Below are 14,985 nucleotides of genomic sequence, written 5' to 3'. Positions count from 1 at the left end.
CTGGTTAATCCAGCCAGCCTTTCAGATTGTCTTCGATCACCTTGCCCAAAGCCGCGATGTGCGAATCATCGGCGTTGAGGCAGGGGATATAGGTGAAGGTCTCACCGCCCGCTTCTTCGAAGCTTTCCTTGATCTCTTCGTTGATCTCTTCCAGCGTTTCGATGCAATCGGCGGAAAATGCCGGTGCGATGACGGCGATGTTCTTTTTGCCCTGCCGCGCCAATTCGGCCACGTGTTCTACCGTGTAGGGCTTTAGCCATTCCTCGGGTCCGAATCGCGACTGGAAGGTCGACACCAGCTGATCGCCCGACCAGCCCAGCCGTTCCTTCAGCAAGCGGGACGTTTTTGCGCATTGGCAGTGATAGGGGTCCCCCTGCTGCAAATAGCGCTCAGGCATACCGTGATACGAACAGACCAGAATGTCCGGCTTGGTCTCCAGCGCCGAATAGGCGTTTTCCACCGATCCCGCCAAGGCGTCGATATAGGCAGGTTGATCGAAATACGCCGGTACTGTGCGTGTGGCCGGCTGCCAGGGTTCCGCCATCAGCGCGCGGAAGAACTGATCATTTGCCGTGGCGGTCGTGGCGCCCGCATATTGCGGATAGAGCGGGAAAAACAGGATACGGTCGCAGCCCGCAGCCACCATCTCACGCACTTTGGATTTGGTGGACGGGTTGCCATAGCGCATACAGAAATCGACCATCACCTGATCGCCAAACCGGTCCTGCATCGCATCGCGCAGCTTGGCGGTCTGATCCTTGGTGATTGTCATCAGCGGGCTTTCGCCCTTGTCGTGGTTCCAGATCGACTTGTACGCCGCGCCCGAGCTGAACGGGCGCTTGGTCAGGATGATGCCCTGCAGGATCGGTTGCCATTTCCACTTGGGATAGTCGATCACGCGCTGGTCCGACAGAAACTCGTTCAGATACCGGCGCATCGGCCAATAGCTGTAATCGTCCGGCGTGCCCAGATTGGCCAGCAGGATGCCGACGCGACCCATTTTGACCTTGGGGTGGTCGGCGGGCGCATTTGATGGGCGGGTGGCGTCAAACATGGTTCGTTTCCTGAGAGTTCTCTGTTCCGGGCTGAGATAACCGGAATTGTCCGGTCGTCAATTGGACAGTTTGCCTTCCTTGGTGCCCAGCGCATCGGCAAGGCGCGTCTGCGCCGATCCCGGACGCAGCGGTTTCTGCTGGCTGTCATCCGGCGACCAGCCGGTCAGGCAGATCAGTTCGAAGGTGGCGGCCAGACGCCCCCGGGGCGTGGCGAAGTGGTCCGCATAGATTTGCTGGGCGCGGGCGAAGACCTGCCGCCGGGTCGGGTGTTTCACACGGCCGGAAAGGCAGTTGACCTCTCCCATCGCGCGCAGATCATGCATCAGGTGAGTCAGGTCGCGGTATTCCGCCGTCAGGCGCGCGGAGTCAGCCACCGGCAGGGCCAGACCCGCCCGTTGCAGCAATCCGCCCAGATCGCGCAGCTCGGCCATGGGCGCGACGCGGGGGCTGAGGCCGCCGGTCGCCTCAACCTCGGCCTGCCCGAGGGCCGCGCGCAGTTCGTGCAGGGTTTCGCCGCCCAGACACACGACCAGCAGCAACCCGTCGGGTTTCAGGGCGCGATGGCATTGGATCAGCTGCCCTACCGGATCGTTGGCCCAGTGCAGCGCCATGGCATGGATCACCAGATCATGCGCGCCGGACGTCAGCGCCAGCATTTCGTCATCCGCGACGATTTCAGCCCCCGGCAGCACCTCCTGCCAGATATGCGCAAACGGCGTCACAATCGCCGGCGCCGTAAAGGCTTTGTTAACCATGGAAAGCCGATCCTGAACCTCATCCACGGCGGCGTGGTGCAGGAACAGGGCTTCGTCGCGGGCGCGGGTGCGATGCCGGGCCAGGGCCGGGCGGTCAAACAGTGAGGGTGCGTTGGACTCGGGCAGTTTCATAAGGCGCAACTATCGCATGTGGCAGCGGATTCAAACCGCTGTCGAACTGATCTACCCGCCGCGCTGTCTGGGCTGCGGTGACCTGACCGAGTCCGATTTCGGTCTGTGCGGCCCCTGTTGGCGGGACACGCCCTTTATCGGTGGCGTCGTATGCGAATGCTGCGGTGTGCCTTTGCCGGGTCAGGCGGATGGTCACCGGATCGAATGTGACGATTGCATGCGTGCGCCGCGCCCCTGGCAGGACGGGCGCGCGGCGCTGGTGTATCAGGGCAAGGCACGGTCGTTGATCCTGGCTCTGAAACACGGGGACAGGCCGGAACTGGCGCGTCCGGCGGCCCGCTGGATGGCGCAGGCGGGACAAGAGCTGTTTCGCGACACCATGTTGATCGCGCCTGTCCCGCTGCACTGGTCCCGGTTGCTGCGGCGCCGGTACAACCAGTCAGCGCTGCTGGCGCAACATCTGGGGCGGCTGACCGGGCTGGAGGTCTGTCCGGACCTTCTGGTTCGACCCGTGCGGACCCCGGTATTGGACGGGAAAACCGCGGCGGAGCGGGCCGAAACCCTGACCGACGCCATCGCCGCTCACCCCAACAGGCGCAACAGGATGCAGGGGCGCGATGTGCTGTTGGTCGATGACGTCATGACGTCGGGCGCGACCCTGGCGGCCTGTGCGCGTGTCTGCCTTGCATCCGGCGCAAATCATATTTTCGTGTTGGCACTGGCGCGCGTTGCCAAGGATGCCTAATTCGCCCAAGATCACGCGAAACCCAAAGGGGCGGAATATGAAACCGGTTGAAATCTACACCTCGCCGCTGTGCGGCTTTTGCCACGCGGCCAAACGCCTGTTGAAACAGAAAGGCGTCGAATTCAAAGAGGTGGACGTGTTTTTGCACCCCAAACGCAAGCCCGAGATGATCCAGCGCGCGGGCGGCAAACGCACCGTGCCGCAGATATTCATCGGCGCGCAGCATGTCGGCGGTTGTGACGATCTCTATGAGCTTGAGCGTCAGGGCAAGCTGGATCGCCTGCTGGCGGCCTGATGAAAACCGCGCTGCTGCAGATCACCGCGTCGGATGATCCGGCCGAAAATCTGGACGCGGTGCGGACCATGCTGGCTGAGGCGGCGGATCAGGGCGCGCGGTTCGTCCTGACGCCCGAAGTGACCAACTGCGTCTCGACCAGTACGACGCGGCAGCGCGAAGTTCTGCAGCACGAGGAAGACGACCAGACACTGGCGGGCCTGCGCGAGCAGGCCGCCGCGCTGGGTATCTGGCTGCTGATCGGGTCGCTGGCGATCAAAACCCATGATGCGGACGGACGGTTTGCCAACCGGTCCTTCATGATCGGACCAAAGGGGCAGATTGTCGCGCGATATGACAAGATTCACATGTTTGACGTGCAGGTCACCGAATTGGAGACTTTCCGGGAATCCAGAAACTACCGCCCCGGCGACCGCGCGGTGATTGCCGAGACCGGTTTCGGCACGGTCGGGATGACCATCTGCTATGACGTCCGGTTTCCGGCGCTGTATGCAGCACTGGCGCAGGCGGGTGCGTGCATTCTCACAGTGCCGGCGGCCTTTTCACCGGTCACGGGTGCCGCGCATTGGGAATCGCTGCTGCGCGCGCGGGCGATTGAGAACACCTGTTGGGTGCTCGCCCCGGCGCAGACCGGAGAACACCCGAAATCCCGAGGAAAGACGCGATACACGCATGGTCACAGCATGGTTGTGGCCCCGTGGGGAGAGGTCGTCATCGACGCAGGAATTGATCCGGGCATTCACTTTTTCGATTTGGATGATAGTTCTGTGGCAGAGGCGCGCCGCCGTGTGCCTTCACTGACGCATACCCGTCCCTTTGACGGGCCCTGACCCAGAACCGGACCATGGCTGACGAACACAACGCCCTAGCGGTCACGCTGTTCAGCGAGATCCTGACCGCAGATCAACTGCTGCGCAACCGGCTGAGCCGGGTGCTACCCAAGGGCATGGAAATCTCGCATTTCTCGGTTTTGAATCATCTGGTCTTTGTGGGCGACGAACGCAGCCCGGCGCAGCTGGCCAACACATTCCACGTCACGCGTGGGGCGATGACCAACACCTTGGCCAAGCTGGAATGGGCCGGATACATCCACATCCGCCCCGACTGGGACGACGCCCGCCGCAAGATGGTCGCGATCAGCCCCGCCGGTCGCCGCGCGCGCGATCAGGCGATTTCCTCGATTGCCCCGCTGATCAACCGCGTGGTCGGAGAGCTGGGGCTGGAGCGGGTGCGGAGCACACTGCCAGTGCTGCGGGATCTGAGAATTCGGCTGGAAGAAGAATGACTCATCCCGGTTTCACACTCGCCGTCACATAATTCACGCTCAGATCCCGGTCCGAGATCGACCAGCTCCACAGGATCGGGTTGAACACGAACCCTTTGCGGTCCACCGGGTCCAGCCCGGACTGGCGCAGCAGGTCGAACAGTTCATCCGGTGTGATGAAATTGTTCCATTCATGCGTGCCGCGCGGCAGCCACCGCATGACGACTTCTGCTCCGAAGATGGCCATCGCATAAGATTTCGGGTTGCGGTTGATGGTCGAACAGATCTCCAGCCCGCCGGGTTTCAGCAGGGCTTGCGTGGCGGTCAGAAAGCTGAGCGGGTCGGCCACATGCTCAACCACTTCCATGTTCAGCACCACGTCAAACTGCTCGCCTGCGGCGGCCATCGCCTCGGCCGTGCTGTGGCGATAGTCGATCTGCAGCCCCGATTGTTCCGCGTGAATGCGGGCGACGGGCAGGTTGCCTTCGGCGGCATCTGCGCCGACGACCTCGGCCCCCAGACGGGCCATCGGTTCGCTCAGCAATCCACCGCCGCAGCCGATATCCAGCAGGCGCAGGCCGTCGAAGGGCTTCGCCGCTTTCAGGTCACGGTCAAACTCACCGGCGATCTGCCCGGTGATGTAATCCAGACGGCAGGGGTTCAGCATGTGCAGGGGCTTGAATTTCCCATGCGGGTCCCACCATTCGGCGGCCATCGCCTCGAATTTTGCGATCTCGGACGGGTCCACCGTGTTCGGATGCGCTTGCATTCCTGTCTCCGTATGCTCTTTTACGTTTAAGGACTATATAGGGCCATAATGGACAAGTACCCGGACCAAAAGCGCGCAGTTCAATATCTGTACCCGCCGATCGATCCCTTCGATCAGCGCATGGTGGATGTGGGCGAGGGCCATCGAATATACATGGAACAATGCGGCAATCCCAATGGGATACCGATTGTGGTGCTGCATGGCGGGCCCGGCGGCGGATGCAGCCCGGCGATGCGGCGCTATTTCGATCCCGATGTTTATCGGGTGATTCTGTTCGATCAGCGCGGTTGCGGGCGGTCGCGGCCTCATGCCTCCGTCACCGACAACACCACTTGGCATCTGGTTGCCGATATCGAACGGCTGCGGACCTTGCTGGATATCGACGACTGGACCGTGTTCGGCGGCAGCTGGGGTGCGACCCTGGCGTTGATCTACGCGCAAACCCACCCCGACCGGGTGAACCGGCTGGTGCTGCGCGGCGTGTTTCTGGCGACGCAGGCCGAGTTGCAGTGGTTCTACGGCGGCGGCGCCGGCAGATTCTGGCCGGAACAATGGGCCAAGTTCACGGCCCTTCTGACCGAGGCCGAACTGTCGGACACGATCGGTGCCTATAACAAACGCCTGTTTTCAGGCGACCGCGCGACAGAGATTCTCTATGCCCGGGCCTGGTCGGCCTGGGAAAATGCGCTGGCCTCGATCCATTCGCAGGGCGCGGTTGGAGAAAGCCCCGGCGAATACGCCCGGGCCTTTGCGCGGCTGGAAAACCACTATTTCATCAATGGCGCGTTTCTTGAAACCGACGGGCAGATTCTGGATCACATGGACCGGATCGCACATATTCCCGGCCACATCGTGCAGGGGCGCTATGACATGATCTGCCCGCCTCAGGCCGCGTGGAATCTGGCCGAACGCTGGCCGGGGGTCGAGTTGAAGATGGTGCGTCAGGCAGGTCACGCCCTGTCCGAACCGGGCATCAGCGCCGAACTGGTGCGCATCATGGATCGTCTGGCGGAGGGTGTGGCATGACCCGGATCGACCGCCGCGCATTGTTTGCCTCGGGTGCCGCCGCCGCGTTGCTGGCGGCCACGGGGGCCTCGCTGGCGGATGCGCCCAAAACGGGCGGAACACTTCGCCTTGCAGTGCCGCGCGATGACAGCCTGGAACAGGTGGCGCGGGGTGCCGTGTTCGACAATCTGACCGAGATCGCGCCCGACGGCACGCTGCGGCCTGAACTGGCGACCGGATGGCAGACCGATGCCGACGCCCGCGTCTGGAGTTTCGACCTGCGCGAGGATGTTCTGTTTCACGACGCCGCACCCCTGACCGTCGAGGATATTGTCGGGACGCTGGACGGCATGGGCCGTGTTGAGGCGCTGGCCGCGCATCGCGTGCAAATCGAATTGCCGGACGCCAATCCCGGTCTGCCGTTTCTGTTGGCCGACAGCCGTTTTGTCATCACCCGGAACGGGCAGGGCGTCACGCCATTGCGGGCGGCAAACGGCACCGGATGCTATCGCGTCGAGCGGGCTGAGGATGGCCGCCATTTCCTTGGCCGTAAAGTGACCGGCCATTATAAGGACGGTCTGGCGGGCTGGGCCGATGCTGTGGAAATCATCGTCATCCCCGACGCCCATGTGCGGGCCGAGGCGCTGCGGGATGGGTTCGTGGATGTCGCGGTGCAACCCGCGATGGAGGATCTGGGCGCGCAGCGCGGTCTGCGTTTTTACCCCGGCGAAACCGATATGGCGCTGGCCGCAGCCGCCCATGTGGGCATGCCGCGCCAGATCGGCGCGGGTCGCGCGCTGGATGACGGCCGGATCGCCGAACGGTGGTGGCTGGCTTAAATCCGATCACGAATCCCGCCGGGGGTTGCAGACTCAACAACTCCTGCGTATATGCAGTTTCAACAGCGGCGCGTTGGACTTCTGGTCCGGGGCTCCACCGGGAATTTCGACGGGCCGCGCGCCCGTTTTTTTGTGCCCGGATGACAGGGTAGAGAACCTTATGACGAACGACCTGATAGCCAAAGCGGCGATTGACCGGCGACTGGCCGAAATTATCACCCCCGTGATCGAGGATCTGGGGTATGAACTGGTCCGCATCCGCCTGATGAGCGGCAAGCAGACCACGCTGCAGATCATGGCCGACAAGCCCGATGGCGGGATCGAAGTGGATGACTGCGCCGAGATATCCAACGCGGTCAGCGCCACGCTGGACGTCGAGGATCCGATCCTCGACGCCTATACGCTGGAAGTGTCCAGCCCCGGCATCGACCGTCCCCTGACCCGTCTCAAGGATTTTGAGATGTTTGAAGGGTATGAGGCCAAGATCGAGACCGCCGAACTGATCGACGGCCGCCGCCGTTTCAAGGGCGAACTGGCCGGGATCGAAGGGGATGAAGTTCTGATCAACATCCCCGAAGGCTCAGAGACGATCACTATCGGTCTGCAATTCGACTGGTTGAGCGACGCCAAGCTGGTCCTGACCGATGACCTGATCAAGGAAATGCTGCGCCAGCGCAAGGACGCCGGTGCCCTGAACGAAAACGCTTTCGACGAGATTGAGACCGAAGGGTCCGAAGAGGAGACGAACTGATGGCAATCACCTCAGCCAACCAGCTGGAGCTGCTGCAGACCGCCGAGGCCGTGGCCCGCGAAAAGATGATCGACCCCGGTCTGGTTGTCGAAGCGATGGAAGAATCGCTCGCCCGTGCCGCCAAGAGCCGCTACGGCGCTGAGATGGACATTCGTGTCTCCATCGACCGCAAGACTGGCAAGGCGACCTTCACCCGCGTCCGCACTGTGGTCGAGGATGAGGAGCTTGAGAACTATCAGGCCGAGATGACCGTCGAGCAGGCGCGCCAGTACATGGAAGCGCCCGAGGTCGGTGACGTTTTCGTCGAAGAAGTTCCGCCGGTCGAAATGGGCCGTATTGCTGCGCAATCCGCCAAGCAGGTCATTCTGCAGAAAGTGCGCGAAGCCGAGCGGGATCGTCAGTACGAAGAATTTAAGGATCGTGCGGGCACCATCATCAACGGTGCCGTCAAGCGCGAAGAGTTTGGCAATGTCATCGTCGATCTGGGCGGGGCCGAGGCCGTTCTGCGCCGCAACGACAAGATCGGCCGCGAAAGCTATCGCCCGAATGACCGTGTGCGTGCCTACATCAAGGAAGTCCGCCGCGAGGTTCGTGGCCACCAGATCTTCCTGTCGCGCACCGCGCCGGAATTCATGGCAGAACTCTTCAAGATGGAAGTGCCCGAAATCTATGACGGCATCATCGAGGTCAAGGCCGTGGCTCGTGACCCCGGTTCGCGCGCCAAGATTGCCGTGATTTCCTATGACGGCTCGATTGACCCGGTTGGTGCCTGCGTTGGTATGCGCGGCAGCCGCGTGCAGGCCGTTGTGAACGAGTTGCAGGGTGAGAAGATCGACATCATCCCGTGGAACGAAGATCAGCCGACCTTCCTGGTGAACGCGTTGCAGCCTGCTGAGGTCTCCAAGGTGGTTCTGGACGAAGAAGCCGGCAAGATCGAAGTTGTGGTGCCTGAGGAGCAACTGAGCCTTGCCATCGGTCGCCGTGGTCAGAACGTGCGCCTCGCCAGCCAGCTGACCAATCTGGACATCGACATCATGACCGAAGCCGAAGAATCGGCCCGCCGTCAGAAGGAATTCGAAGCCCGCACGCAGCTGTTCATGGAAAGCCTCGATCTGGACGAATTCTTTGCTCAGCTGCTGGTGTCGGAAGGCTTCACCAACCTCGAAGAAGTCGCTTATGTCGAGATCGAGGAATTGCTGGTGATCGACGGCGTCGACGAAGGCACCGCGCAGGAGCTGCAGACCCGCGCCCGGGAATTCCTGGAAGCGCAGGCCAAGGCGGCGCTGGACAGCGCCCGCAGCTTGGGCGCGGAGGACAGCCTTATTGAATTCGAAGGCCTGACCCCCCAGATGGTAGAAGCGCTGGCCAAGGATGACGTGAAGACTCTGGAAGACTTCGCCACCTGTGCCGACTGGGAACTGGCCGGTGGCTGGACCACGGTCGATGGTGAGCGCATCAAGGATGACGGTGTTCTGGAGCCTTTCGGCGTCACGCTGGAAGAAGCACAGGATCTGGTCATGACCGCGCGTATCATGCTGGGCTGGGTTGATCCGGCTGAGCTGGAACAAGCGGAAGAAGACGGCGAAGCCGTTGAAGAGGAGGCCGAGGCCTGATCTCAGGCCTCGGGTGGCTGACATGGGTCGCGGTGGCGTCCATAAGGATCGGTCCGAAGGACCTGAACGCAAGTGCATCGCCACGGGCGAAATTCAGCCTAAATATGGGTTGATACGCTTTGTGACGGGGCCGGACGGTCAGGTCTTCCCGGATGTTGCGGCAAAATTGCCGGGGCGTGGTGTCTATGTGGCGGCGGATCGCGCCGCGCTGGACAAGGCCGTTGGCAAGAAACTGTTCGCACGCGGGTTCAAGGCACAGGTGAGCGTGCCCGGGGATCTGACGGCCGAGGTCGAAAAGCAGGTCGCGCGCCGCGTGATCGAACTGCTGAGCCTGGCGCGCAAGTCCGGCGATGCGGTCGCGGGCTATGAAAAGGTCAAGACGTGGCTGGACCGGGAAGAGGCGAGTGTGCTGATTCAGGCCATCGACGGATCGGGGCGCGGCAAGTCGAAACTCAGCACGCCGCATTTCGGCAAATACATCGGCTGGCTGACCGCGGACGAGCTGGGACAGGCATTTGGGCGCCAAACCGTGATTCATGCGGCGCTGGCCTCTGGCGGACTCGCCAAACGTGTTGTAGAGGAAGCGCAGCGCCTGCGTGGCTTGCGCGAAACGGATGACGGCGGCAAGGGCCGCGCGGAAGGGTAAGAAGCTTTATGAGCGATAGTGACGGCAAAAAGACATTGGGTCTTCGTGGCGGGGCACGCCCCGGAAATGTGAAACAGAGTTTCAGCCACGGACGCACCAAGAATGTCGTGGTGGAAACCAAACGCAAACGCGTGGTGGTCCCCAAGCCGGGTGCCAGCAAGCCGGGTGGCGGAGCGACGCCCTCGGGTGATCCTTCGCGTCGTCCTGCGGGAATTTCCGACGCCGAAATGGCGCGCCGCATGAAGGCGTTGCAGGCGGCCAAGGCACGCGAGGCCGAAGAGGCCGCCCAGCGTGAGGCCGCCGAAAAGGCGCGCGAAGAAGAGCGCGCCCGCCGGCGTGCCGAGCAAGAGGCCAAGGAACGCGAACAGCGTGAGGCCGAGGAACGCGCCCGCCAGAAGGCCGAAGAGGAAGAGCAAAAGCGCAAGGAGGCAGAAGAAGCCGCCAAACGCGCCGCCGCCGCCCCGGCCCCCGAAGAACCCAAAGCCGCCCGCGCCCCGGCCAGCAAACCGGCACCCGCTGCGACCCCGCGCAAGCAGGAACGCGAGCGCGAACAGCGCGGTCGCGGCAAAGGTCGCGATGACAACCGCCGTTCGGGCAAGCTGACACTGGGTCAGGCCACCGGTGGCGAAGGCAACCGCCAGCGTTCGATGGCCGCCATGAAGCGCAAGCAGGAGCGGGCGCGCCAGAAAGCCATGGGCGGCACGGTCGAGCGGGAAAAGGTGATCCGCGACGTGCAGCTGCCCGAGGCGATCATGGTCTCGGAACTGGCCAACCGTATGGCCGAGCGTGTGGCAGATGTGGTCAAATCGCTGATGCAGATGGGCATGATGGTCACGCAGAACCAGACCATCGACGCTGATACGGCTGAACTGATCATTGAGGAATTCGGTCACAAGGTCACCCGCGTATCCGATTCGGATGTCGAGGACGTCATCAAAGAGGTCGAAGACAGCGAAGACGATCTGCAGGCGCGTCCGCCAGTCATCACCATCATGGGTCACGTCGACCACGGCAAAACCTCGTTGCTGGATGCGATCCGCGACGCGCGGGTTGTGGCCGGTGAGGCCGGGGGGATCACCCAGCATATCGGCGCCTATCAGGTGAAAACCGATGGCGGCACCACGCTGACCTTCCTGGATACGCCGGGCCACGCCGCCTTTACCTCGATGCGCTCGCGCGGGGCTCAGGTCACGGATATCGTGGTTCTGGTTGTGGCCGCTGATGACGCGGTGATGCCGCAGACGATCGAGGCGATCAACCACGCGAAAGCGGCCGAAGTGCCGATGATCGTGGCGATCAACAAGGTCGACAAGCCGGACGCAAACCCGGACAAGGTCCGCACCGATCTGCTGCAACACGAAGTGATCGTTGAGAAAATGTCGGGTGAGGTTCAGGACGTCGAAGTGTCCGCCATCACCGGTCAGGGTCTTGATGAACTGCTGGAAGCCATTGCGCTACAGGCCGAGATTCTGGAACTGAAGGCCAACCCCGACCGCGCCGCCCAGGGTGCCGTGATCGAGGCGCAGCTGGATGTGGGCCGCGGTCCCGTTGCGACTGTTCTGGTTCAGAACGGCACGCTGCGTCAGGGCGATATCTTCGTTGTGGGTGAGCAATACGGTAAGGTCCGTGCGCTGATCAACGACAAGGGCGAGCGTGTTCAGGAAGCCGGTCCCTCGGTTCCGGTCGAGGTTCTGGGTCTCAACGGCACGCCCGAGGCTGGTGACGTGCTGAACGTGACCGAGACCGAAGCGCAGGCCCGTGAGATTGCCGAATACCGCGAACAGGCCGCCAAGGACAAACGCGCCGCCGCCGGTGCCGCGACCACCCTTGAGCAGCTGATGCAGAAGGCCAAAGAAGACGAGAACGTGGCCGAGTTGCCGATCCTCGTCAAAGCCGACGTGCAGGGCTCGGCCGAAGCCATCGTTCAGGCGATGGAGAAGATCGGCAACGATGAGGTCCGCGTGCGCGTACTGCATTCGGGCGTGGGTGCGATTACTGAGACGGATATCGGTCTGGCCGAAGCCTCGGGCGCACCGGTCTTTGGCTTCAACGTCCGTGCCAACGCCTCGGCGCGGAACACCGCGAACCAGAAGGGCGTGGAAATCCGCTATTACTCAGTGATCTATGACCTCGTGGATGACGTGAAAGCGGCCGCATCCGGCCTGCTGAGCGCCGAGATTCGCGAAAAGTTCATCGGGTATGCCGAGATCCGCGAAGTCTTCAAGGTCACTGGCGTTGGCAAAGTTGCCGGCTGTCTGGTCACCGAAGGCGTGGCGCGTCGTTCCGCAGGCGTCCGCCTGCTGCGCGACAACGTGGTGATCCACGAAGGCACGCTGAAGACGCTGAAACGCTTCAAGGACGAAGTATCCGAGGTTCAGTCGGGTCAGGAATGCGGTATGGCATTCGAGAACTACGACGATATCCGTACGGATGATGTGATCGAGATTTTTGAGCGCGAAGAAGTCACCCGGACGCTCGACTGATTTGGAATTGCAATGAAAATTGAAAACGGCGGCCTTTTTGGTCGCCGTTTTCCATTTTGGTCAGCCTTTTGGCACAATGCTCATTCGGGAGTGGCGCACACTTATAAGAAACAGGCTTGGTGAGAACCTGATCTGGTTTCACATTGAAATGACTTTGCAGGGGCGGAATCCAAGCCATCGTGCGTTCAGGCCGGAATCCTTTATCGCGGTTTTTAGCCTGTCCGAGAAAAACACGCGGCTGCGGATACTTCGATCCATCCAGAAGTCAAGATCAGCGCTCAATTCCGGATCGACCGCCAGCTTGTTTTTCCCTTCTGGAATTGATCTCCACGCCTTTCCAGCTGTCCCTACTGGGGTAAGTCCAGTCGATTGTTCTGGGACCAGTGTCTTTCGATCTTCCAGTATGTGCATTAAGAACCAGCGCTTGCCGGGATAGGTTGTCTTCTGGTCGTATTCGCGCAATTCAACTTCATGAAATCGTGTTCGACCCAGATTAAACTGGATCAACAAGTCATGCATAGCTTCTGAGACAAAAATCAAAGCAAGTTCACCGGTAAAAATATCCGGCAGACTTTCCTTCTTTTTCTTCGGCCAATCGTAGTACTTAAAATAAACGTATTCGGGATATTCTGTTGGCGCTATCTCCTGAGCATCCTCGTATCGGTCCTGAAAAGCTACATAGCCTTCAGGACGCGGAGCGTCCAAGTGCACACCGACTGGCTGCATGTTGCGAGTACTGTACAATAAAAGGGATTCCCAAACTTTCTTATGTGTCACGGCTTGCTCGCAAAAAATGGTTTCGTGAAGATCTTGGTTCTCTGAAATGCCAACTAATTTTTTGATCTGAAGGCACGAGGTTTGTGGGGTAAAAGCCGACCGCAGTCTAGGCTTTTGGCAGGAACGTCCCGGGATGCATGATGATGTCGAAGTGCTGCATCCCCTTTTTCAGATCGAAACTGACCGAATGCCCGCCCTTGCGCAGCAATTCGGCATAATCCCGGCTCTGACGGATGAATTCTGGCGTGTCGCGTTCTGCCACCGTTACCCGATAGCGCGGGCCGGGGGCGGGCAGGTGCAGGATGGGGGACAGGTCATGTATTTCGACCGGGGACAGTTGCAGCGGATCGTTCACCGGTGTCAGGCTGATCGGTTCAAGATCGTATACGCCGCTGATCAAAATCACATCCCTGACCCGCAACCCCGCGCGGGCCAGCGCATCGGCCGAGGTCGCCATCACCATACTGGCCAACTGCGCCCCGGCGCTGTGGCCGGACAGGGTGATCCGCGACGGATCGAACCCCAGTTCAGGTGCGTTGGCCGCAAGCCAGAGCAGGGCGCTGCGGCACTCGTCAATCATGTCTCCGATGCGCGCGTCCGGGGCGATCGTATAGTTCAGCGTCGCAAATGACTGTTCGGCTTCGACAAGTGCCGGGGCCATCATTGCCGAATCGCGCTGGCTGAGCGCCTGCCAATACCCGCCGTGAACAAAGATGTGCAGCGGTGCGCCCGTGCCTTTGGCGGGAAAGAAATCCAGAACCTGCGCCGGGCTGTCTCCATAGGCGAGGTTCTCTTTCACCTGCATTTGTGCCCTGTGATGTGCGCTCAGCGCGGCGTAGCTGTCGATATAGGGCGTCAGATCGCCGCCGATCATGGATCGGGGCGAATATTGCTGATCCAGTTCGTCCTGAGTGAATCCGCGATACAGCATCGCTTACTCCTGCTCGGTATACATCAGTTCGGTGCGCATGTCGTAAAGGTCGTGAAAGAACCGTAAATCCAGCGCTTTGCGCAGGAAGGCGACGCCACTGGACCCGCCGGTTCCCGGTTGCATTCCGATGACACGTTCGACTGCGGTAACATGGTCAAAGCGCCAGCGCTGAAACAGGGATTCCACGTCCATCAGTTTCTCGGCGAGCGCGTAGAGGTCCCAATACTTGTCCGTATCGCGGAACACCTGCACCCAGATTTTCACCACGCGCGGATCGCCGGAATAGGGCAACGCATAATCCCGGTCCAGCAGGTCGCGCGGCACGTCAAACCCCTGGCGGGCCAGCATAAACAGCACCTCGTCGTAAAGCGACGGCTTACTCAGCGCGGCGTTCAGTATGTCCATGACCTCGGCGTCATGTTCGTGCACCTTCAGGGTCGAGGCGTCCTTGTTGCCCAGAATGAACTCGATCTGGCGATAGCCATAGCTTTGAAAGCCCGAGGAATTGCCTAAAGCATGACGAAACGTCATGTAATCCGCAGGCGTCATGGTCAGCAAGGTTTCCCAGGCCGAAATCAGCTGCCGCTGGATCGCCTTGACCCGGTCGAGATTCTTCATTGCCGGGCCGAAATCATCCTGTTGCAGAAAATGGCGCACTTCGACCAACTGGTGGTGCATCAGTTTCAGCCACAACTCGCTGACCTGATGGATGATGATGAACAGCATCTCATCGGGTTGCGCGGGGTCCTGAAAGGTCTTTTGCAGGTTCAGCAGGGTCTTGAGCTGCAGGAAATCTCCATAGCTCTTGCGATGGGTTTCGGCGAAATCGGTGACCAGCGTGTCCTCGATCCCGCGTTCCAGAAACCTGTCGTCCTTGTTGTCACCCATTTGCTCCTCCAACGCCTGAGTTCGCCCCTGTTTAGGG

General features: G+C 61.1%; 16 protein-coding genes. 10 read left to right on the top strand and 6 right to left on the bottom strand.

The window, feature by feature from the left end:
* Positions 1–4: 4 nt before the first annotated feature.
* Together hemH and ACXAC3_RS01925 are read right to left on the bottom strand one after the other, a co-directional pair.
* Positions 5–1,054, bottom strand: coding sequence for a ferrochelatase (hemH, locus tag ACXAC3_RS01930; RefSeq protein WP_475155236.1), 1,050 nt, complete (start codon positions 1,052–1,054; stop codon positions 5–7).
* 57 nt (positions 1,055–1,111) lie between these two features.
* Positions 1,112–1,942, bottom strand: a complete 831-nt coding sequence (locus tag ACXAC3_RS01925) for a methyltransferase domain-containing protein (protein ID WP_475155234.1) — start codon at positions 1,940–1,942, stop codon at positions 1,112–1,114.
* Positions 1,943–1,958: 16 nt separating this feature from the next.
* Between ACXAC3_RS01925 and ACXAC3_RS01920 the strand changes: the two genes are divergently transcribed.
* From ACXAC3_RS01920 to ACXAC3_RS01905, 4 genes are read left to right on the top strand one after another with little or no spacing between them, the layout of a single operon-like run.
* Positions 1,959–2,687 (top strand): double zinc ribbon domain-containing protein, encoded by a 729-nt coding sequence (locus ACXAC3_RS01920; RefSeq protein ID WP_475155232.1) that lies wholly within the window; start codon positions 1,959–1,961, stop codon positions 2,685–2,687.
* Positions 2,688–2,724: 37 nt separating this feature from the next.
* Positions 2,725–2,982 carry a glutaredoxin 3 gene (gene grxC, locus ACXAC3_RS01915; RefSeq protein ID WP_475155227.1) on the top strand — a complete coding sequence of 86 codons (258 nt, stop codon included), beginning with the start codon at positions 2,725–2,727 and terminating at the stop codon, positions 2,980–2,982.
* A complete protein-coding gene (locus ACXAC3_RS01910) occupies positions 2,982–3,812 on the top strand; it encodes a carbon-nitrogen hydrolase family protein (protein WP_475155220.1) in 831 nt (276 codons plus the stop codon). Before grxC ends, ACXAC3_RS01910 begins: the two co-directional genes overlap by 1 nt.
* Positions 3,813–3,826: 14 nt before the next feature.
* Positions 3,827–4,267 (top strand): MarR family winged helix-turn-helix transcriptional regulator, encoded by a 441-nt coding sequence (locus ACXAC3_RS01905; protein ID WP_475155214.1) that lies wholly within the window; start codon positions 3,827–3,829, stop codon positions 4,265–4,267.
* Position 4,268: 1 nt separating this feature from the next.
* On the opposite strand, the gene ubiG is transcribed toward ACXAC3_RS01905, so the two are convergent.
* Positions 4,269–5,015: a bifunctional 2-polyprenyl-6-hydroxyphenol methylase/3-demethylubiquinol 3-O-methyltransferase UbiG gene (ubiG, locus tag ACXAC3_RS01900; protein ID WP_475155208.1), complete on the bottom strand. Its 747-nt coding sequence runs from the start codon at positions 5,013–5,015 to the stop codon at positions 4,269–4,271.
* 48 nt (positions 5,016–5,063) lie between these two features.
* Between ubiG and pip the strand changes: the two genes are divergently transcribed.
* The 6 genes from pip (at position 5,064) to infB (ending at position 12,352) form a co-directional block, all read left to right on the top strand.
* Entirely contained in the window at positions 5,064–6,041 is a 978-nt protein-coding gene (gene pip, locus ACXAC3_RS01895) for a prolyl aminopeptidase (RefSeq protein WP_475155204.1), read from the top strand.
* Positions 6,038–6,859 carry an ABC transporter substrate-binding protein gene (locus tag ACXAC3_RS01890; protein ID WP_475155198.1) on the top strand — a complete coding sequence of 274 codons (822 nt, stop codon included), beginning with the start codon at positions 6,038–6,040 and terminating at the stop codon, positions 6,857–6,859. The genes pip and ACXAC3_RS01890 overlap by 4 nt, the downstream gene beginning before the upstream one ends.
* 160 nt (positions 6,860–7,019) lie before the next feature.
* Positions 7,020–7,610, top strand: a complete 591-nt coding sequence (gene rimP, locus ACXAC3_RS01885; RefSeq protein WP_475155194.1) for a ribosome maturation factor RimP — start codon at positions 7,020–7,022, stop codon at positions 7,608–7,610.
* Complete coding sequence (nusA, locus tag ACXAC3_RS01880) at positions 7,610–9,223, top strand: transcription termination factor NusA (RefSeq protein WP_475155190.1); 1,614 nt, start codon at positions 7,610–7,612, stop codon at positions 9,221–9,223. Before rimP ends, nusA begins: the two co-directional genes overlap by 1 nt.
* Before the next feature lie 22 nt (positions 9,224–9,245).
* A complete protein-coding gene (locus tag ACXAC3_RS01875; protein WP_475155186.1) occupies positions 9,246–9,869 on the top strand; it encodes an RNA-binding protein in 624 nt (207 codons plus the stop codon).
* A gap of 8 nt (positions 9,870–9,877) precedes the next feature.
* Positions 9,878–12,352: a translation initiation factor IF-2 gene (infB, locus tag ACXAC3_RS01870; RefSeq protein ID WP_475155181.1), complete on the top strand. Its 2,475-nt coding sequence runs from the start codon at positions 9,878–9,880 to the stop codon at positions 12,350–12,352.
* Between the two features lie 138 nt (positions 12,353–12,490).
* On the opposite strand, the gene ACXAC3_RS01865 is transcribed toward infB, so the two are convergent.
* The 3 genes from ACXAC3_RS01865 to ACXAC3_RS01855 all read right to left on the bottom strand — a co-directional run bounded on the left by ACXAC3_RS01865 (position 12,491) and on the right by ACXAC3_RS01855 (position 14,948).
* Entirely contained in the window at positions 12,491–13,129 is a 639-nt protein-coding gene (locus ACXAC3_RS01865; protein WP_475155176.1) for an imm11 family protein, read from the bottom strand.
* A gap of 106 nt (positions 13,130–13,235) precedes the next feature.
* Entirely contained in the window at positions 13,236–14,060 is an 825-nt protein-coding gene (locus tag ACXAC3_RS01860; protein ID WP_475155169.1) for an alpha/beta hydrolase, read from the bottom strand.
* Positions 14,061–14,063: 3 nt separating this feature from the next.
* A complete protein-coding gene (locus ACXAC3_RS01855; protein ID WP_475155162.1) occupies positions 14,064–14,948 on the bottom strand; it encodes a tryptophan 2,3-dioxygenase in 885 nt (294 codons plus the stop codon).
* Positions 14,949–14,985 lie beyond the last annotated feature (37 nt).

Source organism: Ruegeria sp. ABV4_181, assembly GCF_056158465.1.
Note: the sequence above shows the minus strand (reverse complement) of the source record. Positions and strands in the feature narration are given on the sequence as shown.